This is a genomic window from Mesorhizobium sp. ISC11 (genome assembly GCF_037162595.1).
Classification (GTDB): domain Bacteria; phylum Pseudomonadota; class Alphaproteobacteria; order Rhizobiales; family Rhizobiaceae; genus Mesorhizobium; species Mesorhizobium ciceri.
This window is the reverse complement of sequence record NZ_JAVSPW010000001.1, coordinates 485,212-503,902: the sequence shown is the minus strand read 5'-3', so window position 1 is coordinate 503,902 and position 18,691 is coordinate 485,212. Positions and strand designations below refer to the sequence as shown.

The window sequence follows — 18,691 nt, the reverse complement described above, 5'->3', positions numbered from 1 at the left end:
CCGCTTTCGCCGTCAAGACCTGACCCAACGGTTACCTTGCCCTTCTGCGGCAAGGCACCAGTTCAATCCCATCCGCGTCAAGCAACTGGAGCCAGACGCCCATGACCAGCCTTCCCATTACCCTCACCATCAATGGCCACCGACACCAACTGGAGGTCGATCCACGCGTAACCCTGCTCGACCTGCTGCGCGAGCGGCTCGATCTCACCGGCACCAAGAAGGGCTGCGACCGCGGCCAATGCGGCGCCTGCACGGTGCTGGTCGACGGCAAGCGCATCAACTCATGCCTGGCGCTGGCGGTCAGCCATGACGGCGCCCAGGTCTTGACCATCGAAGGCGTCGCCAACGGCGAGGAACTGCATCCGGTGCAGGCCGCCTTCATCGCCCATGACGGCTTCCAGTGCGGGTTCTGCACACCCGGCCAGATCATGAGCACGCTCGGCCTGATCGCCGAGGGACAGGCCGGCGACGATCCCGAACGCATCCGCGAGGGGCTGAGCGGCAACATATGCCGCTGCGCGGCCTATGGCGGCATCGTCGAGGCCGTCCTGGAAGCCCAGCAACAGCTTGTCAAAGCCGACCGGAGGACCGCGGCATGAGAGACTTCGATTACATCAGGCCCGCCACCATTCCCGACGCCATCGCCGCGGCAGCCGAGCCGGGCTCGGCCTATCTCGCCGGCGGCACCAATCTGCTCGACCTGATGAAAGGCGGCATCACCAGTCCCGAGCGCATCGTCGACATCTCCCGGCTGCCGGAGCTCAACCGCATCGAACGGCTGGACGATGGTGGCCTGCGCATCGGCGCGCTGGTCCGTAATGCCGAGCTTGCTTACGATCCGGCGTTCGCCAAATCCTATCCGGCGGTGGCCGAGGCGCTGCTGTCGGGTGCTTCGGCGCAGCTTCGCAACGCCGCCACCGTCGGCGGCAATCTGGTGCAGCGCACGCGCTGCAGCTATTTCTACGACACAGCCAGCGCCTGCAACAGGCGCGAGCCAGGCGCCGGCTGCGATGCGCTGGGCGGCGAAAACCGCCTGCACGCCGTGCTCGGCTGGAGCGACGCCTGCATCGCCACCCACCCGTCGGATTTCTGCGTGCCGCTGGTGGCGCTCGACGCCGTGGTCGAGATCGAAGGCAAGAAGGGCCGGCGCCATGTTTCGCTGGAGGAATTTCACCGGCTTCCCGGCGAAACGCCGCAGCGGGAGAATGCGCTGGAGCCCGGCGACCTGGTCGTGGCGGTGCGCCTTCCGGCGGAGGCTGCCTCCTTCTCCGCCAATGCCCGTTACCTCAAAGTCCGCGAGCGCACCTCCTATGCCTTTGCCGTCGTATCGGCCGCAGCAGCGCTTGTCGTCGACGGCGGCAAGATCCGCGCCGCAAGGCTGGCGCTAGGCGGCGTCGCGGCTAAGCCGTGGCGGGCACGCTCGGCGGAAGCCGTCCTGCTCGGCGCGGATGCCAGCGAGGCGACCTTCGCCAGCGCCGCGGACGCTGCCTTGGCCGATGCCAGCCCTTCCGGCGACAATGCCTTCAAGATCGAGCTTGCCCGCCGCATCGTGATCAGGGCGCTGATCTCTGCGCTTTCGGGAACGCCCGAGCGTCTGCCGGCCCTTCCTGCCTCCCCGTTCTCGAACATTCCCGGAGCGCGCCATGACGCTTGAACTCAGCCTCAACCAGCAACCCGCCCATGCCCGGCAAGGCTCCAGCATCGGCCAGCCGCTGACCCGCCGCGACGGCTTTCTGAAAGTCACCGGAGCCGCGCGCTATGCCGCCGACAACCATCCGCCCGGCATGCTCTACGCCGTGCTCGCTGTCTCTAGCATCGCGCGCGGCCGCGTCGCTGCGCTGGATGTCGAGGCGGCCAAGGCACACAAGGGCGTGGTCGAGGTGATGACGCCCAAGAACCGGCCAGCGCTCGCCGCCGATCCGGACGCCAAGGACCATCCCTTCATGTTCCGGCTCGACCTCTTGCAGAACGACCAGGTCCGCTACCCCAATCAGAGCATCGCCGTGGTGATCGCCGAGACGCTGGAGGCGGCGACCGAGGGGGCGGCGCTGCTGTCGCCGCGCTATGAAGTGATGCCGGCGCGCGTTGGCCTCGACGGCGCCGAAAGTATCGTGCCGCGTGCTGTCGGCGTCGGCGGTCCGGCCGTGCAGCACAAGGGCGATGTCGAGGCCGGCCTCAAATCGGCAAAGACGCGGATCGAAGCCACCTACGAGACGCCGGCCCAGTACCACAACGCCATGGAGCCGCATGCGATCGTCGTCGCCTGGGAAGGCGACACACTGTCGATCGACACACCGAGCCAGGGCCTTGCCATGGCGCAGGGCCGCATCGCCGGCCTGTTCGGCATCGCGCCGGAGAACATCCACATCCGCAGCCCGTTCCTGGGTGGCGGCTTCGGCTCGAAAGGCATGATCTCCGGACCGCAGGTGCTCGGCATCCTGGCGGCGCGTCTCGTCGGCCGTCCGGTCAAGCTGGTGCTGCGGCGTGAGCAGATGTACGGGCCGGTCGGCCACCGTGCGCCGACGCGCCAGACGCTGCGCATGGGCATGGATGGCGAAGGGCGGCTGACGGCACTCGACCATCACGCCAAGACCGCGTCGAGCACGTTCGACGATTTCTTCGAACCGGCGGCGGATGCCTCGCACACGCTCTATGCCAGCCCGGCCATCGCCACCTCGCACGATGCGGTGCGGCTCGATACCGGTACGCCGCTGTTCATGCGGGCGCCCGGCGAAGCCACCGGCTCGATCGCGCTGGAGAGCGCTATCGATGAGGCAGCCTACGCCTGCGGCATGGACCCGCTGGAATTCCGGCTGCGGAACTATGCCGAGATCGAGCCGATGACCGGCAAGCCGTTTTCCTCCAAGGCGCTGCGCGAATGCTACAGGCAAGCGGCCGAGACGTTCGGCTGGGCGAGCCGCCCCATTCAGCCTCGGCTGATGCGCGACGCCGACGGTTTCCTGACCGGCTGGGGCATGGGCACGGCGACCTTCCCGGCGATCATGTTCCAGGCCGAAGCGCGGGCGGTGCTGAGAGCCGATGGCAGCGGCCTGATGGAGACCGGCGCGCAGGACATGGGGCAAGGCGCCTGGACCGCCTTCGCCCAGATCGCCGCCGACGGACTGGGACTGGATATCGACCAGGTCGATTTCAGGGCCGGCAGTTCCGATCTGCCCAATGCAGGCATTGCCGGCGGCTCCGGCCACACGGCGACGGCCGGCATGGCGATCCACAATGCGGGCGCCGCCGTCATCGCCAGGCTCGCCGATCTCGCCACCGGCGACGAGGGCTCGCCGCTCTACGGCGCCGGCAATGAAGGCGTGCTGGCGCGCGGCGGCCGCCTCTATCGGCGCGACGATGAAAGCCGCGGTGAAAGCTACGCCGAGATCCTCACGCGCGCGGGCCTCACCGAGATCGAGGGCCACGGCAAGGGCGCTCCCGACCCGGCGTCTCAGGAGGCCTATGCCAAGCACGCGCACGGCGCCGTGTTTGCCGAGGTGAAGGTCGATCCGGATTTTGGCCAGATCCGTGTCACAAGGCTGGTCGGCGCGTTCGCCGCCGGACGGGTCATCAATCCCAGGCTGGTGCGCAGCCAGTATTATGGCGGCATGATCTGGGGCGTCTCGTTCGCGCTGCATGAGGAAGCCATCACCGACCGGCGCTCTGGCCGGATCCAGAATGCCAACCTCGCCGAATATCATGTCCCGGTGAATGCCGACGTTCCATCGGTCGAGGCGTTGCTGGTCCACGAGGACGACCCTCACGTCAACGCGCTCGGCATCAAGGGCGTCGGCGAAATCGGCATCACCGGCACGGCCGGCGCCGTCGCCAATGCGGTCTGGCATGCGACCGGCGTGCGGCCGCGGCGCTTTCCGGTCCGCATCGAGGACCTGCTGGGGTGAGGAGTGGTCCACCTAGCGGATGGGAAGCCAATTGCTTGGCTTCCCGAACGACGAATGGTGAAGGCCCGGTCCGCCTTCGGGCGCACCAAAAAGTCCAGTGGACCTTTTTAAGGGGCTGAACGCCCGAAGGCGGGGAGCGGCAGCGAAGGGCCGCACAGCCGGCGCCAGGTCCCCGCCGGCTGCCAAAGATGAAATCAACGACTTCGCGTCAAGCAACTGGAGCCCGACGCCCATGACCAAAACAACGATCCCAGTTCATCTCGACATCAACGGCCGTGATCACGATCTGCAACTCGAGCCGCGCGTCACGCTGCTCGATGCCTTGCGCGATCGCCTCGGCCTGACCGGAACCAAGAAGGGCTGCGACCACGGCCAGTGCGGCGCCTGCACCGTGCATATCGACGGCGAGCGCGTGCTGGCCTGCCTGACGCTGGCCGCACAAGTCGAGGGCCGCACCGTCACCACCATAGAGGGGCTTGCACGGGAGGGCGAAATGCATCCCGTGCAGGCTGCCTTCCTCGAACAGGACGCCTTCCAGTGCGGCTATTGTACGCCGGGCCAGATCATGTCGGCGGTCGCCTGCATCCGCGAAGGCCATGCCGGCTCCGACGAAGAAATCCGCGAGTATATGGCCGGCAACCTCTGCCGCTGCGGCGCCTATCCGCACATCGTCGCCGCTGTCCGCCAGGCAGCATTGGAGGCCGCATCATGAGGGATTTTTCGTATGTGCGCGCCAATTCGCTCGATGCGGCACGCCAGGCGGCCGCCCTGCCCGGCGCCATGCTCTTGGCCGGCGGCACCACGCTGATCGACCTCGCCAAATGCGGCGTCGCCGAGCCCGAGACGCTGGTCGACATCGCTCATCTCAAGGGGTTGGACAGGATCGAGGTGAACGAGCGCGGCGTCACCATCGGCGCACTGGCCAGGATGAGCCATGTCGCCGACCATGCCGACATCAAAAGCCGCTTTCCTGCGGTATCGGAAGCCCTGTGGCAGGCGGCTTCCGCGCAGATCCGCAACATGGCGACCACCGGCGGCAATCTGATGCAGCGCACGCGCTGCCCTTATTTCCGCGACCCGGCGAATTTCCCCGCCTGCAACAAGCGTCAGCCCGGCTCTGGCTGTTCGGCGATCGGCGGCGTTACCCGTGGCCATGCGGTGCTTGGCATCAGCGACGCCTGCATCGCCATGTATCCGGGCGACCTCGCCGTGGCGCTGGTCGCCTTCGATGCGATCGTGCATCTGGGCGAGCGCCACATCCCGGTCGACGACTTTTTCCTGCTGCCCGGCACCACGCCGGATCGGGAACATGCGATCGAACCGGGCGAGATGATCACCGCGATCAAGATCCCCGGCTCGGCCTCTGCCCGGCGTTCGACTTATCTCAAGATCCGCGACCGGCAATCCTATGAGTTTGCCGCCGCGAGCGCGGCGGTCGGCATAGAGTTCGAACCCGACGGCCGAACGATCCGCGATTTGCGCGTCGCGCTTGGCGGCGTCGCGACCAAGCCGTGGCGTGCGCGGGCCGTGGAAAACGCGCTGAAGGGCAAGGTGCTGGAGCCGGACACTGTGCGCGCCGCCAGCCTGCTCGCCGTCGAAGGCTCTGTCGATCATGGCGCCAACCACTACAAGGTCGAACTGGCGCCGCGCGTCGTCGCCCGCGCCATCCGCAAATTGGGAGAGACGGCATGACCGTTCACAACATCAGGCATGGGGATGCGTCCGACGGCGCTTTTGCCGAAGCCGTCGGCGGCCGGCTGTCGCGCATCGACGGCCCGGCCAAGATCACCGGTGCGGCGAAATACGCCGTCGAGCAGCAGCTCGAAGGCCTCGCCTACGCCGTCCTGGTCGAGAGCACGATTGCATCGGGCAAGGTGCGCGCGATCGACACCACTGCCGCCGAGGTGGCGCCCGGCGTGCTGCAGGTGCTGACGCCGGACACCATCATCAGCCTGAAAACCGCGGCGGACTGGTTCGGCACGCCGCCGCCCGACAAGCCGTATTGCCCGCTCGCGCGCGACATCACCTTTTCGGGTCAGCATGTCGCCGCCGTGGTCGCCGAGACCTTAGAGCGGGCGGTCGCGGCGGCGGCACTGGTCAAGGTCAGCTATGAGGAAACGCCTGCCATCGTTGACCTCAGCGACGGCAAGGCCGGCGATGGCATCGCGATCGACGCCATGACCAAGGAGTGGGGCGACGCGCAAGGTGCGTTCGCCTCGGCGCCGGTCCGCATCTGCGCCGCCTACAACACGCCGCGCGAGTACCAGGCGCCGATGGAGCCGCATGGCCTGATCGCCCGCTGGGAGGGCGACCGGCTCACCGTGTGGGAGCCGAGCCAATGGCTGGACGGCATGGCGCGCACCTATGCCGAGTGGTTCGGTGTGCCGTTCGAGAACGTGCGGCTGGTGTCGCCCTATATTGGCGGCGGCTTCGGCTCCAAGGCGCTGGCGCTCAGCCATGGCGCGGTGGCCGCCTGTGCGGCCAAAATGCTCGGCCGGCCGGTGCGGCTGGTGATGACCCGGCCGCAGACTTTTACCGGCTATGGCGGCCGCGCGGCGACGCGCCAGACGGTGACGATCGGCGCCGACGTGCAGGGAAAGATCCAGTCGATCGTGCATCGCGGCGTCAATGAAACATCCATCGACGGCATGTGGGTCGAGCCGCTCGGATCGGTCACCTCGATCATGTACGCAACGCCGAATTTCTCCTCGAAGCAGAATGTCGTACGGGTCAATTCGGTGGTGCCGGGCGCCATGCGCGCGCCGGGCGAAAACCCCTCAGCCTTCGGCATCGAAAGCGCCATCGACGAGCTTGCCTACGAGGTCGGCATCGATCCGCTGGAGATCCGGCTCCGAAACTATGCCGAGCAGGATCCACATGCCAAAAAAGCCTGGTCGACCAGGCAGTTGCGCGAGGCTTTTGCTGCAGGCGCCGAACGCTTCGGCTGGTCCAGGCGCACACCCGAACCGCGCTCGATGCGCGACGGCAACCAGTTGATCGGCTGGGGCGTCGCCGCCGGCACCTATCCGGTGCGACGCGCCTATGGCGAGGCGCTCGTGCGCATCCTGGCCGATGGTTCGGTCGAGGTCGAAAGCTCCTCGATCGACATGGGCCAGGGCACCTACACCATCCTGGCGCAGACCGCCGCCGAAACGCTCGGCGTGCGAGCTGACGACGTGGTGGTGAAGCTCGGTGACTCCCGCTTTCCGCGCGCCGGCGTCACCGGCGGTTCGCGGCTGGCCGGCGTGATGACGGGTGCGGTCTACAAGGCGGCAACCTCGGCCCTCGACCAGTTGGTGGGCCTCGCCATCAGCGATCCACGCTCGCCCTTCCACGCGCTGCAGGCCAACACGCTGGTCGTCGCCAATGGCCGTATCGCTTCGCCGCGCGGCGACGGCCCCGATGTCTCCGTCGCCGAACTGCTCAAGTGCGTCGGCCGCGACCACATCGAAGCCACCGGCGACACCATGCCGGCCAATTCGACGCCAGATGATCGCTACAAGAACTACACCACCATCGCCATGTCGGTGCCGCACACCGAGGGCGACTATTCCCGCCACTCCTGGTGCGCGCATTTCATCGAAGTGCGCGTCGACGAGGACTTTGGCACGGTGCGTGTATCGCGCGTGGTGTCGGCGCTGGATTCGGGCCGGCTCTACAACCCGAAACTTGCCGAAAGCCAATGGAAGGGCGGCATCATCATGGGCATCGGCCAGGCGCTATTGGAAGAAGGCATCGTCGACCGCCGCCACGGCCGCATCGTCAATGACAACCTCGCCGACTACCTCGTGCCGACCAATGCCGACATCCCCGACATCGAGGTGATCTCGGTCGGCATCCCCGACCTGCATTCCTCGGTGCTCGGCGGCAAGGGCGTTGGCGAACTGGCCATTGTCGGCGTGGCGCCGGCGATTGCCAACGCGGTGTTCCATGCGACGGGAAAGAGGATCAGGGATCTGCCGATCACGCTGGAGAAGCTGATTTAAGGGCGGTGGCCGATCTCCCCCTTGAGGGTCGCCTTGTGGGGAGGCCAGGCCGCAGCTTCGGGCGGTGGTGCTCCCTCCACACTTTCACCTTCAGCACTCGCGCAACCATCGAGGGGTAAGACCATGAGCGACATCCATTTTGGCACCGGCAAAATGCCCCCTGAAAACATTACCCCCCTCAGCATCGCCGACTGGCTGTGCCTTGCCGCGGCCATAGCCGAAACCGAGGCCCGCCACGCGATCCGAAAACCGCTGACCCGGACGACGAGCCGTGACTTCCTTATGCAGGTTTTCTGCTCCGTTGCTGCTCAAAGCCCAAATCGGCAAGACCGCGCTCCACCAAGCCCTCAAAGCCGAAAAATTAGCCACATCCACCGTCAAACCGAAATGGGTTCTTCTGGTGACGCCATGGCTAATCAGTTAACCCGACGCTACCCATCGAGGGTGCTATCATATTGATCTCGGTCGACGGACGGCGGGTATGCGATGCGCGGCCACAGGAGCGGCCGCGCATGACAGGATTATCCGCTTAAGCCGCGGTTTCGGCGCCGGCCTCGCTTTGCGCGGCATAGTGCGCAAATGTCGCCTTGAAGCGGCCGTTGACGTATTCGCCCGACGTGATCGGAGGGTACTTCGCAGGATGATCCTCATCAATGCAACTGGGAAGCACCTCGATCACGGCATCATAGTTTGGACCGAAGAAGAACGGGATCGAATAGCGTTCTTTGCCGGAACGGTTCACCGCGCGGTGGACGGTCGAGGCGAAAAGGTCATTGGTCCAACGCGCCATCTGATCTCCCACATTGACGACGAAGCAGCCGGGGACGGGATCGGCCGCAATCCACTCGCCAGTTGCATTCAGTACCTGCAAGGCTGAAATACCATCCTTCTGGGCCAGGATCGTGAAGCACTCATAGTCCGAATGCGCCCCAATGCCGATCTGGCGGTCATCGATCTCGCCAAACTGCGGTGGATAGTGGAGCACCCGCAAAGTTGCGAGCGGCTTGCCGACCAGCAGGTCGAAATATGTCTCCTCCAACCCAAGAGCCAGAGCAAAGGCATGGAGCAGGTGGCCACTCAGCGTCAGCATCTCGGCATGGTAGGCTTCCAGTGCCGTTCGGAATTCCGGCCTGCCCGCTGGCCACTGGTTGGGACCGTAGAGTACTTTGCCGGCCTTCACGTCCGGATCGTCGGCTGGCACATCCAGCGCAATATCATAGGATTCGTGCAGGTCTCCGCGCGCGGTCGGATCCGTATTCTCTTCCAATATTGCCGCATAACCGCGATTATTCTTTGACTTGGAAACGTGATTCTCCATCTTCACGTCATCGGATTCGGCGAAATACACCTCCGCCACCCCAAACGTGGCATCGATGACATCCTTCGGAACGTGATGGTTCTTGATATAGAGGAAGCCGACTTCCGTGCAGGCCTTGCGTAGTTCCTGGGCGAGCTTTCGCTTGGCCGCCTCGTTGCCTGCGAACATGGGCTCGAGATCGATGATCGGGATCTTGTCGAAGCTGACACGCTGCGGGTCGAGCCCTCCCCCTTTCATTGCACGCGCGCCATTACCGGTTTCAAGGACCTTCATTTTTCTGTTCCCTTTTCTTGCTGGCTTGCATCGAAGATTGTTTCGACGTAGTAGCGCGGCCCCGTGAAAACGAAGCCGGGCGAGAAGTAGCGGCCGCAGACATCCATGAACGCGGTCATCTTACGCGATGGGGCGTGCGGGCGCGATATGCGGATGCTGACCCGCTTTTCCGCGGACTCCCATGTGTCGAGCAACGGAATGAGGTGGCCGCGTTCACACTCGATCGTGGTGAAGAAGTGCGGTAGATAGGCAATGCCCTCGCCCGCAACGGCGAAGTACTTGATAGTCCAGTATTCGTTGGCGATCAGGTTGCTGCGCGGCAAGATACTTTCCTGCGCGGTACCTTTCTGTAGCCGCCAGTGCTGCAGGCCCGCCGAGGTGCGATAGACAATGCCCTGGTGTTCCGCCAAATCGGCGGGTTTTCGTGGCATCCCGGCACGCTCGACATAACTCTTGCTGGCAAAGAGTGCGAATTTTGCGGTGGAGAGCGTTTCGCCGACTTCGATACCTTCGTCCCATGAAATCACGGCGTCGAGCATATCGAGGCTCTCTGGCGCGTAGAGAACGTGCGGCGAAAAGAAGGTGAGTTCGATTTCCACCTTGGGGTAGAGCTTTCTGAACGCCATGAGCATCTGGGTGTAGTAGGCCGTGCCGAACTCCCCCGTGGCGCCGATCCGCAAGGTTCCCGTCACGTCGTCGCTCAGTTCCGTCACGGCGGCCCGCGCCGTATCGCAGCTTTGCAGGATCTGCCGCGCGTGCCCGAGCAGGGTTTGCCCTGCTTCCGTGAGCAACAGGACACGGCCGGAGCGCTCGAACAGAGCGACCTTCAGATCGTCTTCAAGCTGCTTGAGCCGGAGACTGAGCGTGGATTTGGGCAGGCCGTACAACTTCGCCGCGGCCGACAATGACCGCAGTTCCGCGATTTTTACAAATGATGCCAGAGCATCGGTGTTCATTTGATCGTTCACATTTCTGCACAAAGTGCCCAAAAAATGAGCATGATTATTTTTGTTGCATGAACGAACGTAATCGGCTGTTATGCACTGCACAAGAGCCAATTCGCTTTTGCCAAATCAAAAAAGACGCTCCGGCGGCAATCGTCACCGTGCAGGGAAGCTGCATGGGCGCGGCGTGCTTCCGGCTGAGAAAATCAAAGAAAAACAAGGGGAACCACGAAATGAAAGAGCGCAACACGAAGCCGTCCGACTCAGTTCGCCTGTTCGCGGCGGCGGCCACGGTTTTCGTATTCTGTGCTACGTCCGGCGCTTATGCCTTTACTCTGGAAGGGGCGCCCAAGGTCGCGTTCATCTACGCAAGTTCAGCGCAAGACGGCGGATGGAACGAAGCCCTCGAGGCCGGGCGCAAGGCCTTGGAGGAACAGCTACAGGTGCCCGTCTCGGTGACGGAGAACATACCGGAAGAGGCCACGAAGCTGCGCGCGGCGATCGATCTCTACGTCAAGCGCGGCTTCAACATCATAATCGGCACCACCTATGGCTACAGCGCCCCAATGGCCGAAGCGGCCAAAGCCTATCCGAATGTGGCGTTTCTCAGTGCTTCGGGCACGGAGAATGGGGCCAACATGGAAAGCTTCTATGCCCGCACTTACCAGGGTTGGTACCTTGCAGGCATCGCGGCAGGACAGGCGACGAAGACAAAGAAGATCGGCATCCTCGCCGGCTTTCCGGTCGGCGTGGTGAACTGGGATATCAACAGTTTTGCACTCGGGGCCCGTTCGGTCGATCCTACGATCGAAACGGTCGCGGTCTTCGCCAACTCCTGGTGGGACCCGGTGAAGGAAGGGCAGATCGCCCAGGCCATTCTCGACCAGAAGGCCGACGTGCTCGCCACGAATCTGAGCGCGACCTCGGCGCTCGACGCCGCCGAAAAGGCAGGCGTTCCTTCGATAGGCTTTCAGCTCGACATGTCGCATGCCGCGCCGCGGACGATCCAGACCTCCGTCATCTTCCGCTGGGAGAAATATCTTGTGCCGACGATCAAGGAGATCATCGACGGCAACTGGAAACCCGAGGAATACGGCGCTTTCGAAGGCCTTGAAACCGGCGTGGTCGAGCTTGCTCCTTTTGGCCCCTCGGTTTCCGAGGAGACCAAGGCAAAGGTCGAGGCAGCAAAGCAGGAGATCATCGCCGGCAAGCTTGATCCATTCCAGGGCCCTCTGAAAAAGCAAGACGGCACCATCGTTGTCGATGTCGGCGGGAAGGTCGACGATGCGGCGCTCTGGTCGATGGACTATTTCGTCGACGGTGTCATCGGCACCATGCCGGCGAAGTAATGACGACGGCGCTTCAGCAAGCGGGCGACATGCGACAACCGCTGGGCACGCCGGCGGCTCTGTTGATGCGCGGCATAGGCAAGTCGTTTGACGGCAAAGCCGCGCTCCGCGATGCGTCCTTCTGTCTCGAATGGGGGGAGGTGCATGCCATTGTCGGTGAGAACGGTGCAGGCAAGTCCACTTTGATGAACGTGGCGGCCGGCGTCTATGTAGCAGACGGGGGCGACCAATCGATCGACGGCGAAGCGATCAGTTTGCGCAGCCCGCTGGAAGCCGCCGCCGCCGGTCTCGGCATGGTCCATCAGCATTTCCGGCTGGTCGAGAGTTTTACGGTTGCCGAAAATGTTCTCCTCGGCTTCGGCCGCAAGGCTGCTGTGAAAACGCTGACCGATGCGGCGGCGATCGTTTCCGCCAAGTCGAGCGAGATCGGCCTGCCCGTCGATCCGCACAAGCTGGTAGCGAATCTTTCGATCGCCGAACGCCAGCGCGCCGAGATCATCAAGGTCATGCTTCTGGGCGCCCGAATTCTGGTCATGGACGAACCGACGGCGGTGCTGACCGACGAGGAAGCGCGCACGCTCCTCTCTTTTGCCCAACGATTGTCGAGGCAAGGTCACGCCGTGGTTCTGATCACGCACAAGTTCCGGGAGGTTGCCGCTTTCTGCGACCGGGTAACGATCATGCGGCACGGCGAGACCGTACTTGAGGGTGCGCGGGTTGCGAACGTCACCGAAGCGGAGGTGGCGCGGTTGATGGTCGGCGATGCCTTGACGGTTGCGGGCAGGCCGTTATCTCGGCCGGGTGATGTGTGTCTGAGCGTGGAAAGGCTTTCCGCACGGGCGACCGCTCACGGGCAAAGCCTGAACGATCTCGGGTTCGAGCTGCATGTAGGCGAAATCCTTGGCATCGCCGGCGTCGGCGGGAACGGGCAGGAGGAACTCGTTGCCTGCCTTCTCGGACTCGACCGTGCCGGCGCCGGCGCGATCGTACTGGATGGCCAGGACATATCCACCGCCAAGCCAGACCAGCGCCGCGAGGCCGGCTTGCGCGTCATCCCCTCCGACCGCTTTGACAGCGGGTTGATCCGGGAGCTTTCCATTGCCGACAATCTCGCGCTCACGACCGTCGCCAGCGGTAGCTTCGGCGGCCCGTTTCTCCTGAGCCGGCGGGCGATGCGCGAGAAGGCCGCCGAGGCCATCGATGCGTTCGATATCCGCGGCGCGACGCCGGAACGGCCGGCCTCTTTGCTCTCGGGAGGAAACGCGCAGAAAGTGTTGCTCGCGCGGGAGCTCGATCACGGCCTGAAGGTTCTCATAGCGCATTCCCCTTCTCGCGGGCTGGACATGAAAGCGGCCGAGTTCGTCCGATCGGCGATCCGCAGAGCTGTGGAAGCCGGCGCGGCTTGCCTTCTGATCAGCGAGGATCTCCAGGAGGTCATGTCCCTGTCCCATCGGGTGGCCGTCATGAACAGAGGAAGGATCGCCGGCTGCCGTCAGACCGGCGACGTCACGCCTGAATGGATAGGAGGCCTTTTAGCAGGCCATGCTTGACACAGCTTTCCTTGTTCGCAGGCAAAATCCCGGCTTCTTGTTGACCAGTCTCAGTTATGTTGGCGGACTGTTGGTCGGGCTGACGGTTTCGGCGGTGCTGCTCGTGCATGCGGGCGTGCCGGCAAGCGCTCTTGTGGATGAGTTCCTGATTGCAACTTTTCTGACCTCGGACGGCCTCTCCCAGACGGCGACGGCCGCTTTACCGTTGGTGCTAGTCGGCCTCGCCTCCGGCGTTGCCATGCGCGTGCGGTTTTGGAACATCGGCGTGGAGGGCCAGCTATGGCTCGGCGCGATCGCGTCAACCTGGGTGGCGCTGAACGGCAGCGGGCCTGAAGTGCTGAGGTTGCCGACGATGTTCGTTCTGGCGGCGCTTGCGGGAGCCGCCTGGATTGCGATTCCGCTTTTTCTGAAACTCAAGTGGGGCGTTAACGAGGTTATTTCGACCCTGCTGCTGGGAAGCGTCGCGTTTCTGCTCGTGCAGCATCTTCTGTTCGGGGTCTGGAGAGACCCTTCCAACAGCTTTCCCGTGACCGCCACCTTTCCCGAGGCGAGCTGGTTTCTCGTTCTGGGATGGGGGCAGTTGCATGCCGGAATCTTCCTGGTCGCCGTTATCGCATTGTCCATCTGGTTCGTCATGGAACACAGCCGGGTCGGCTTCTACGCGGATGCTGTAGGTTTCAACGCCAAGGCCGCGCTCGCCACGGGCCTGCCGGTGCTCAGCATAGCCGTGGGGCTCGTGCTGCTCTCCGGCGCTCTCTCAGGCGTTGCCGGCATGATGATCGTGGCGGGGACGGAGCACCGCCTCAACCAGTCCGTCGGCAACGGCTATCTCTTCAGCGCGATCGTGATCGCCTACCTGGCCCGCGCGAAGCCATTGTGGGTGGTCGTGATCTCTTTCGCGCTCGGCGCGGTGTTCACCGCCGGGAATGTCCTGAAGGTTTTCTACTCGATCTCCGAAGCGATGATCGTGCTGATGCAAGGCGCGGTACTGATGTCGATTTTGATGGCGCAGTTCTTCAGCTCCTATTCGCTCAAACGGCCCAAGAACTAGGAAGGGACAGTTGCATGGATTTTCTGATCGGCTGGATTGCCATCATTCCGAGCTATGCGGCACCGTTGCTGCTGGCGAGCCTCGGCCTCATTATCTGCGAAAGAGCCGGCGTTCTCAATCTTGGAGCGGAAGGGCTCATGGCGATCAGTGCCTTGACCGGCGCGATGACGGTGCTTTCCGGAGCCGATCCTTGGGTTGGTCTTGCCGCCGGCTCAGCGGCCGCGATGGCTCTCGCTCTGCTGTTTGGAATATCGACAGTCGCCTTGCGCGCCAATCATACGCTCGCCGGCCTAGCCGTCGTCGCAATCGGACTGGGCATCACCGGGGTCGTGGGGCGACCCTACGTGCAGAAGACCTTTTCTGGCATTTCCACACTTGGCGACCTCTTCGGGATAGACCGCGGTTCGGCATTCGGCCGCATTTTCGCGGTGCAGGACCCGGTTACGCTGGCGCTGCCGACCCTGGTCGGCGCGCTCTGGTGGTGGCTTTCCAAAAGCCGACATGGCCTCAGGTTGAGGTCCGTCGGGGAAAACCCGGCCGCCGCGGATGTCGCGGGTATCGACGTGCAACTGGTTCAGTTCGGGGCTGTCCTGGCGTCCGGGCTGTTTTGTGGTCTCGCCGGAGCCTATCTCTCAGTCGCCACAAGTCATGTCTGGGTGGAGGGAATGGTCGCGTCGCGCGGCTGGATTGCCGTTGCGCTCGTCATCTTTTCGCGCTGGAACGCGGCTCGAGCTCTCTGGGGTGCGCTTCTTTTCGGAAGCGCGGATGCGCTTGTGCCTAGACTACAAGCCATAGGCGCCGACGTTCCTGTCTATCTCATGATGACTTTGCCGTACTTGCTGACGCTTGTCGTGCTGGTGGCAGGCTCATTGGGCGGCCGGCGCTCCGGCGAGCCGGCCTTCCTCGGCAGGGTCTATCTACGACAAGACAAACAATAAGGAACTTGCCCGGTTCACCGCCGCCCGCATCCTTCTGGACTTCGCGGATTTCATGGACAAGCATCAAGGACCGCCGATGTCTGTGCCGTCCCGCTCGCCCGGCGCTGACCCTGCGGCTCCGCTCGACGCCTATTCGCGTGCCACTAACCGTGAGATCAAGAACAAAGCGCCACGGAGACGACAGAGGGGGTCGCCGCGCGTAAAGCGCCAACGTCATCCGCAACAGCAGGCCGAGCCCAGCCGGACCGCCCCCTCTGGCCTGCCGGAACCGGCCCTTCGCTTTCGCTCCAGGCGTTCGTCGTTCGGAAAGCCAAGCGATTGGCTTTCCGTCCGCTGCGCGGACCACTCCTCACCCCCCCCTCAAGGGGAGATCAGCAGCTTCAGCGGATCAGAACTTGTAGCTGAGCCCGACCCGGATATCCTGTGTCTGGAGGTCGACATGGGTTTCCGTGGGCAGGCCGGCGGCCACCGAGAGGTCCTGGCTGCCGAAGTCCGAGTAGCGATATTCAGCTCGAGCGATCCACCTGTCGGTGAAGGCGTGCTCGATGCCGGCGCCAACCGTCCAGCCGACATGGCTGTCGCTGTGGAGCGTTACTTCGGCGGCAGGGCCACCGGCGCTGACCGCAATAAGCTCATACTTGGCCGCAGCGACGCCTGCAGTGATGTAGGGCAAGGTCCGATCGAAAGCATAGCCGGCCCGCAGCCGCGCCGACCCGGACCATTTGAGTTCGCTCTTGAGCAACGTGGTGACGCCGCCGCCGCCGGCGTCGAGGGCCGTCAGCCCATCTATGTTGCCATACGCAATGTCGGCCTCGGCGCCGATCACGAAGCTGTTCTCCATCTGGTAATTCGCGCCGATATGGACGCCGCCGATAAATCCGTTCGGATCGACGCCAACGTTGAGATCGGTGGCCCCGCCCAGTCCGCCGCCGGCGATGAACAGATTGGATTTTCCGGCCGCGTAGCCGATGTCGACGCCGGCATAGAGGCCGGACCAGTCGTAGGCTGAGGTAGGCGAGGTTTCAGCAATATCCGCCGCGCATGCCATGCCGGCCGGCGCGAGAATGATGGCTGTAGCGAGAAGAAGAATTTTCATTGTTGTGTGCTGCCCCATGTTGCTTCCCCGCCGCACAAATGAGCTGCGGAGATCCAGCTGTTGTCGAGAAATCCGGTGTTGCATTGTCCGCCGGCCGCGTCTTGGGCTGGGCCGCACCCGAATTGTCGGGGAAAGCACCACGGCGCTTTCCCGGTCGGTGTGGCTTTTCAGCCTCAGTCGATCGGCGCGCCGTGCATTCGGTGGCTGTCGGAAACTATCTGGCGCTGCCCGGCGTCGAACCGAAGCGGCGGCGGAAGCAGCGGTTGAAATAGGACACGTCGGAAAAACCGCTGAGCAGCGCGATCTCGCTGATCCGCATGCGGTCGTTGCGCCTGTCGGACAGCATCCGATGCGCCCTTTGCAAGCGCAGTTCGAGAATGCGCTCGGCAAAGCTCACCCCGGTTTCCTGCAGCAGGTCATGGACATAGCGGACCGAGAGCCGCAATTGCCCGGCAACGCCCTGCGCCGAAATGGCGGGATCGGCGAAATTGTCCCGCATCTTCTGCAGTATGGCCTGCAGCCTTGCCGCGCGCAGACCGCGCAGGCCCGCCAGTTCGGCCGCTTCGCCCTTGGCGCCGGTCGCCAGGCCGATCAGGTCGACGATGGTTTCGGTGGCGTGGCCGATGAGGTCGGGCGAGACCAGGGCCGGGCCTGCTTCCAGGAAGCTGCAATAGCGCTTGAGCATGCCGAGCGCCTCATTGTCGGCGCCGACGGTCAACGCCAGCCGATCCTCTATATGAGCGAAGGCATTTTCCAGCACGGCACGGGGAAGCACCACATTGGCCCAGACATTGTTGTCGCCGCCGGTCATCTGCAACGCTTCCGAAGCCGAGACCAGGGCGGCCTCGCCTTTGCCGACGTGATAATCGCGGCCAATCTGCGTGCCGCTGAGCACCGTATCGCCATTGTTGACCAGCAGCAGATAGCCGTCGCGACCGTCGGCGGCGATATTGCCCGCCTTGCGGCTGGCATGACGTATCGTCCCGGCCATCTGCCCAAGCACAAGCGACCCGACAGCGGTGGCTTCGATCGCGGCTTCGAACGACAGTCTTTCCGAAATCGTGTATTCGACCGACCATATCTCGGCGACATGGATGTCCTGCCAGAGCGCGAAGCGTGCGCGATGATCCAGATGCGGCGGCAGATCCGCCGATGAGAAGACGTTCTTTTGCAAGGGACGACCGGCCTTTTCTACAATCGCGTCTTCATTTCGACACGCACCGTATTGGACCAGATCACGGTCTGTCCAGAGCCGGAAATACTTGTGCGCCAGGCGACAATTTCAGTGCCGTCCTGGACAAGGATTGGCCTGATTTCGCGGATCTGGCTGGCTGAATTTCGGATTACTCGAAAATACCCAGTGCCGACGAATCGTTCCCCTACTCCGGCGATGGAACCGGCGGCCGTGATGTCAGCGCCGTGCCGAAGGCGGCGACAACAACGGCAGCGATCCCGGCCAGTTGCGTCGCGGTCAGGCTTTCATGCAGGAACAGGAAGCCGGCCAGTGCACCCAGCCCAGGCTCCAGGCAGGTCAGCGTGCCGTAGATGCGCGCCGGCATGCGGGTCAGCGCCACCATCTCCAGGAAGAACGGCAATGCGCTGGAAAACAGGCCGACGAGCAGCGCGCTGACCAGGATCGACGGCGCCAGCAGCGCGGATCCCGCCTGGGCGACACCGAAGGGCAGCACCAGCACGGCGGCGATGGCCATGCCGTAGGCGGTGGTGCGGGTGCCAAGCTCCGCGCCGGCCTTCTGGGCCAGCACGATGTAGAGCGCCCAGAAGCCGCCGGCCGCCAGCGCCAGCATCACCCCGATCGGATCAAGCGGCGCGAAGGAACGAACGAAGGGCGACAACAGCAGGATGCCGGCCACCGCCAGCGCGATCCAGGCAAAGTCGCTGGCGCGCCGCGAAGTCAAGGTCGCCACCAGAAGCGGGCCGGTAAACTCCAGCGCCACCGCGATGCCGAGCGGAATCCTTGCCAGCGCTGCGTAGAACAGGAGGTTGAGGGCGGCGAGCGTCACCCCATAAGCGACCAGCCACGGCATGGTGGCACGCGAGGGCCGCATCTGCCAGGGCCGCAGCACCGCGATCAGCATCAGCGCACCGATGACCAGCCTGAGCGTCGTCGTCCCTTGCGCGCCGATCTGCGGGAACAGGCCTTTGGCGAAGGTGGCGCCGATCTGGATCGACACCATGGCGCCCATCAGTGCTGCGACAGGCAAGGGCGCCGCTTCGCGACGGGCAATCGGCGTCGATGTCACGTGATCCCATCCTCCATATCGCC

At 64.0% G+C, this 18,691-nt stretch carries 16 protein-coding genes; 11 read left to right on the top strand and 5 right to left on the bottom strand.

The features are described 5' to 3' along the window. Positions 1-101: 101 nt before the first annotated feature. The 7 genes from RPF88_RS02565 (at position 102) to RPF88_RS02535 (ending at position 8,347) form a co-directional block, all read left to right on the top strand. Positions 102-599 (top strand): (2Fe-2S)-binding protein, encoded by a 498-nt coding sequence (locus RPF88_RS02565; protein ID WP_013530705.1) that lies wholly within the window; start codon positions 102-104, stop codon positions 597-599. Beyond that, complete coding sequence (locus tag RPF88_RS02560) at positions 596-1,654, top strand: FAD binding domain-containing protein (RefSeq protein WP_337121647.1); 1,059 nt, start codon at positions 596-598, stop codon at positions 1,652-1,654. The genes RPF88_RS02565 and RPF88_RS02560 overlap by 4 nt, the downstream gene beginning before the upstream one ends. After that, positions 1,644-3,902 carry a xanthine dehydrogenase family protein molybdopterin-binding subunit gene (locus RPF88_RS02555; protein ID WP_337121646.1) on the top strand — a complete coding sequence of 753 codons (2,259 nt, stop codon included), beginning with the start codon at positions 1,644-1,646 and terminating at the stop codon, positions 3,900-3,902. The genes RPF88_RS02560 and RPF88_RS02555 overlap by 11 nt, the downstream gene beginning before the upstream one ends. A 232-nt stretch (positions 3,903-4,134) precedes the next feature. Further along, on the top strand, positions 4,135-4,614 hold the full coding sequence (locus tag RPF88_RS02550) for a (2Fe-2S)-binding protein (protein ID WP_013530702.1): 480 nt from the start codon (positions 4,135-4,137) through the stop codon (positions 4,612-4,614). After that, positions 4,611-5,594: an FAD binding domain-containing protein gene (locus tag RPF88_RS02545; protein ID WP_337121645.1), complete on the top strand. Its 984-nt coding sequence runs from the start codon at positions 4,611-4,613 to the stop codon at positions 5,592-5,594. The genes RPF88_RS02550 and RPF88_RS02545 overlap by 4 nt, the downstream gene beginning before the upstream one ends. Continuing rightward, on the top strand, positions 5,591-7,888 hold the full coding sequence (locus tag RPF88_RS02540; RefSeq protein WP_337121644.1) for a xanthine dehydrogenase family protein molybdopterin-binding subunit: 2,298 nt from the start codon (positions 5,591-5,593) through the stop codon (positions 7,886-7,888). The genes RPF88_RS02545 and RPF88_RS02540 overlap by 4 nt, the downstream gene beginning before the upstream one ends. A 123-nt stretch (positions 7,889-8,011) precedes the next feature. After that, entirely contained in the window at positions 8,012-8,347 is a 336-nt protein-coding gene (locus RPF88_RS02535; protein WP_127224178.1) for a hypothetical protein, read from the top strand. A 70-nt stretch (positions 8,348-8,417) separates the two neighbouring features. On the opposite strand, the gene RPF88_RS02530 is transcribed toward RPF88_RS02535, so the two are convergent. Together RPF88_RS02530 and RPF88_RS02525 are read right to left on the bottom strand one after the other, a co-directional pair. After that, positions 8,418-9,479, bottom strand: coding sequence for an isopenicillin N synthase family dioxygenase (locus RPF88_RS02530; protein WP_164919907.1), 1,062 nt, complete (start codon positions 9,477-9,479; stop codon positions 8,418-8,420). Continuing rightward, positions 9,476-10,435, bottom strand: coding sequence for a LysR family transcriptional regulator (locus RPF88_RS02525; RefSeq protein WP_013530698.1), 960 nt, complete (start codon positions 10,433-10,435; stop codon positions 9,476-9,478). The genes RPF88_RS02530 and RPF88_RS02525 overlap by 4 nt, the downstream gene beginning before the upstream one ends. On the opposite strand from RPF88_RS02525, the gene RPF88_RS02520 reads away from it, so the two are divergent. From RPF88_RS02520 to RPF88_RS02505, 4 genes are read left to right on the top strand one after another with little or no spacing between them, the layout of a single operon-like run. Continuing rightward, positions 10,411-11,772, top strand: a complete 1,362-nt coding sequence (locus RPF88_RS02520) for a BMP family ABC transporter substrate-binding protein (RefSeq protein WP_164919906.1) — start codon at positions 10,411-10,413, stop codon at positions 11,770-11,772. The two genes, RPF88_RS02525 and RPF88_RS02520, sit on opposite strands and share 25 nt — an antisense overlap. Beyond that, positions 11,772-13,322, top strand: coding sequence for an ABC transporter ATP-binding protein (locus tag RPF88_RS02515; protein ID WP_013530696.1), 1,551 nt, complete (start codon positions 11,772-11,774; stop codon positions 13,320-13,322). The genes RPF88_RS02520 and RPF88_RS02515 overlap by 1 nt, the downstream gene beginning before the upstream one ends. Continuing rightward, entirely contained in the window at positions 13,315-14,373 is a 1,059-nt protein-coding gene (locus tag RPF88_RS02510; RefSeq protein ID WP_013530695.1) for an ABC transporter permease, read from the top strand. The genes RPF88_RS02515 and RPF88_RS02510 overlap by 8 nt, the downstream gene beginning before the upstream one ends. A gap of 14 nt (positions 14,374-14,387) precedes the next feature. Beyond that, positions 14,388-15,311, top strand: a complete 924-nt coding sequence (locus tag RPF88_RS02505) for an ABC transporter permease (protein ID WP_013530694.1) — start codon at positions 14,388-14,390, stop codon at positions 15,309-15,311. Positions 15,312-15,699: 388 nt separating this feature from the next. Here the strand turns inward: RPF88_RS02505 and RPF88_RS02500 are convergent, their stop codons facing one another. The 3 genes from RPF88_RS02500 to RPF88_RS02490 all read right to left on the bottom strand — a co-directional run bounded on the left by RPF88_RS02500 (position 15,700) and on the right by RPF88_RS02490 (position 18,668). Beyond that, on the bottom strand, positions 15,700-16,407 hold the full coding sequence (locus tag RPF88_RS02500; protein ID WP_164754653.1) for an outer membrane protein: 708 nt from the start codon (positions 16,405-16,407) through the stop codon (positions 15,700-15,702). Positions 16,408-16,621: 214 nt separating this feature from the next. After that, positions 16,622-17,581, bottom strand: a complete 960-nt coding sequence (locus tag RPF88_RS02495) for an AraC family transcriptional regulator (RefSeq protein WP_013530692.1) — start codon at positions 17,579-17,581, stop codon at positions 16,622-16,624. Positions 17,582-17,786: 205 nt separating this feature from the next. Then, entirely contained in the window at positions 17,787-18,668 is an 882-nt protein-coding gene (locus RPF88_RS02490) for an EamA family transporter (protein ID WP_013530691.1), read from the bottom strand. Between the last annotated feature and the right edge of the window lie 23 nt (positions 18,669-18,691).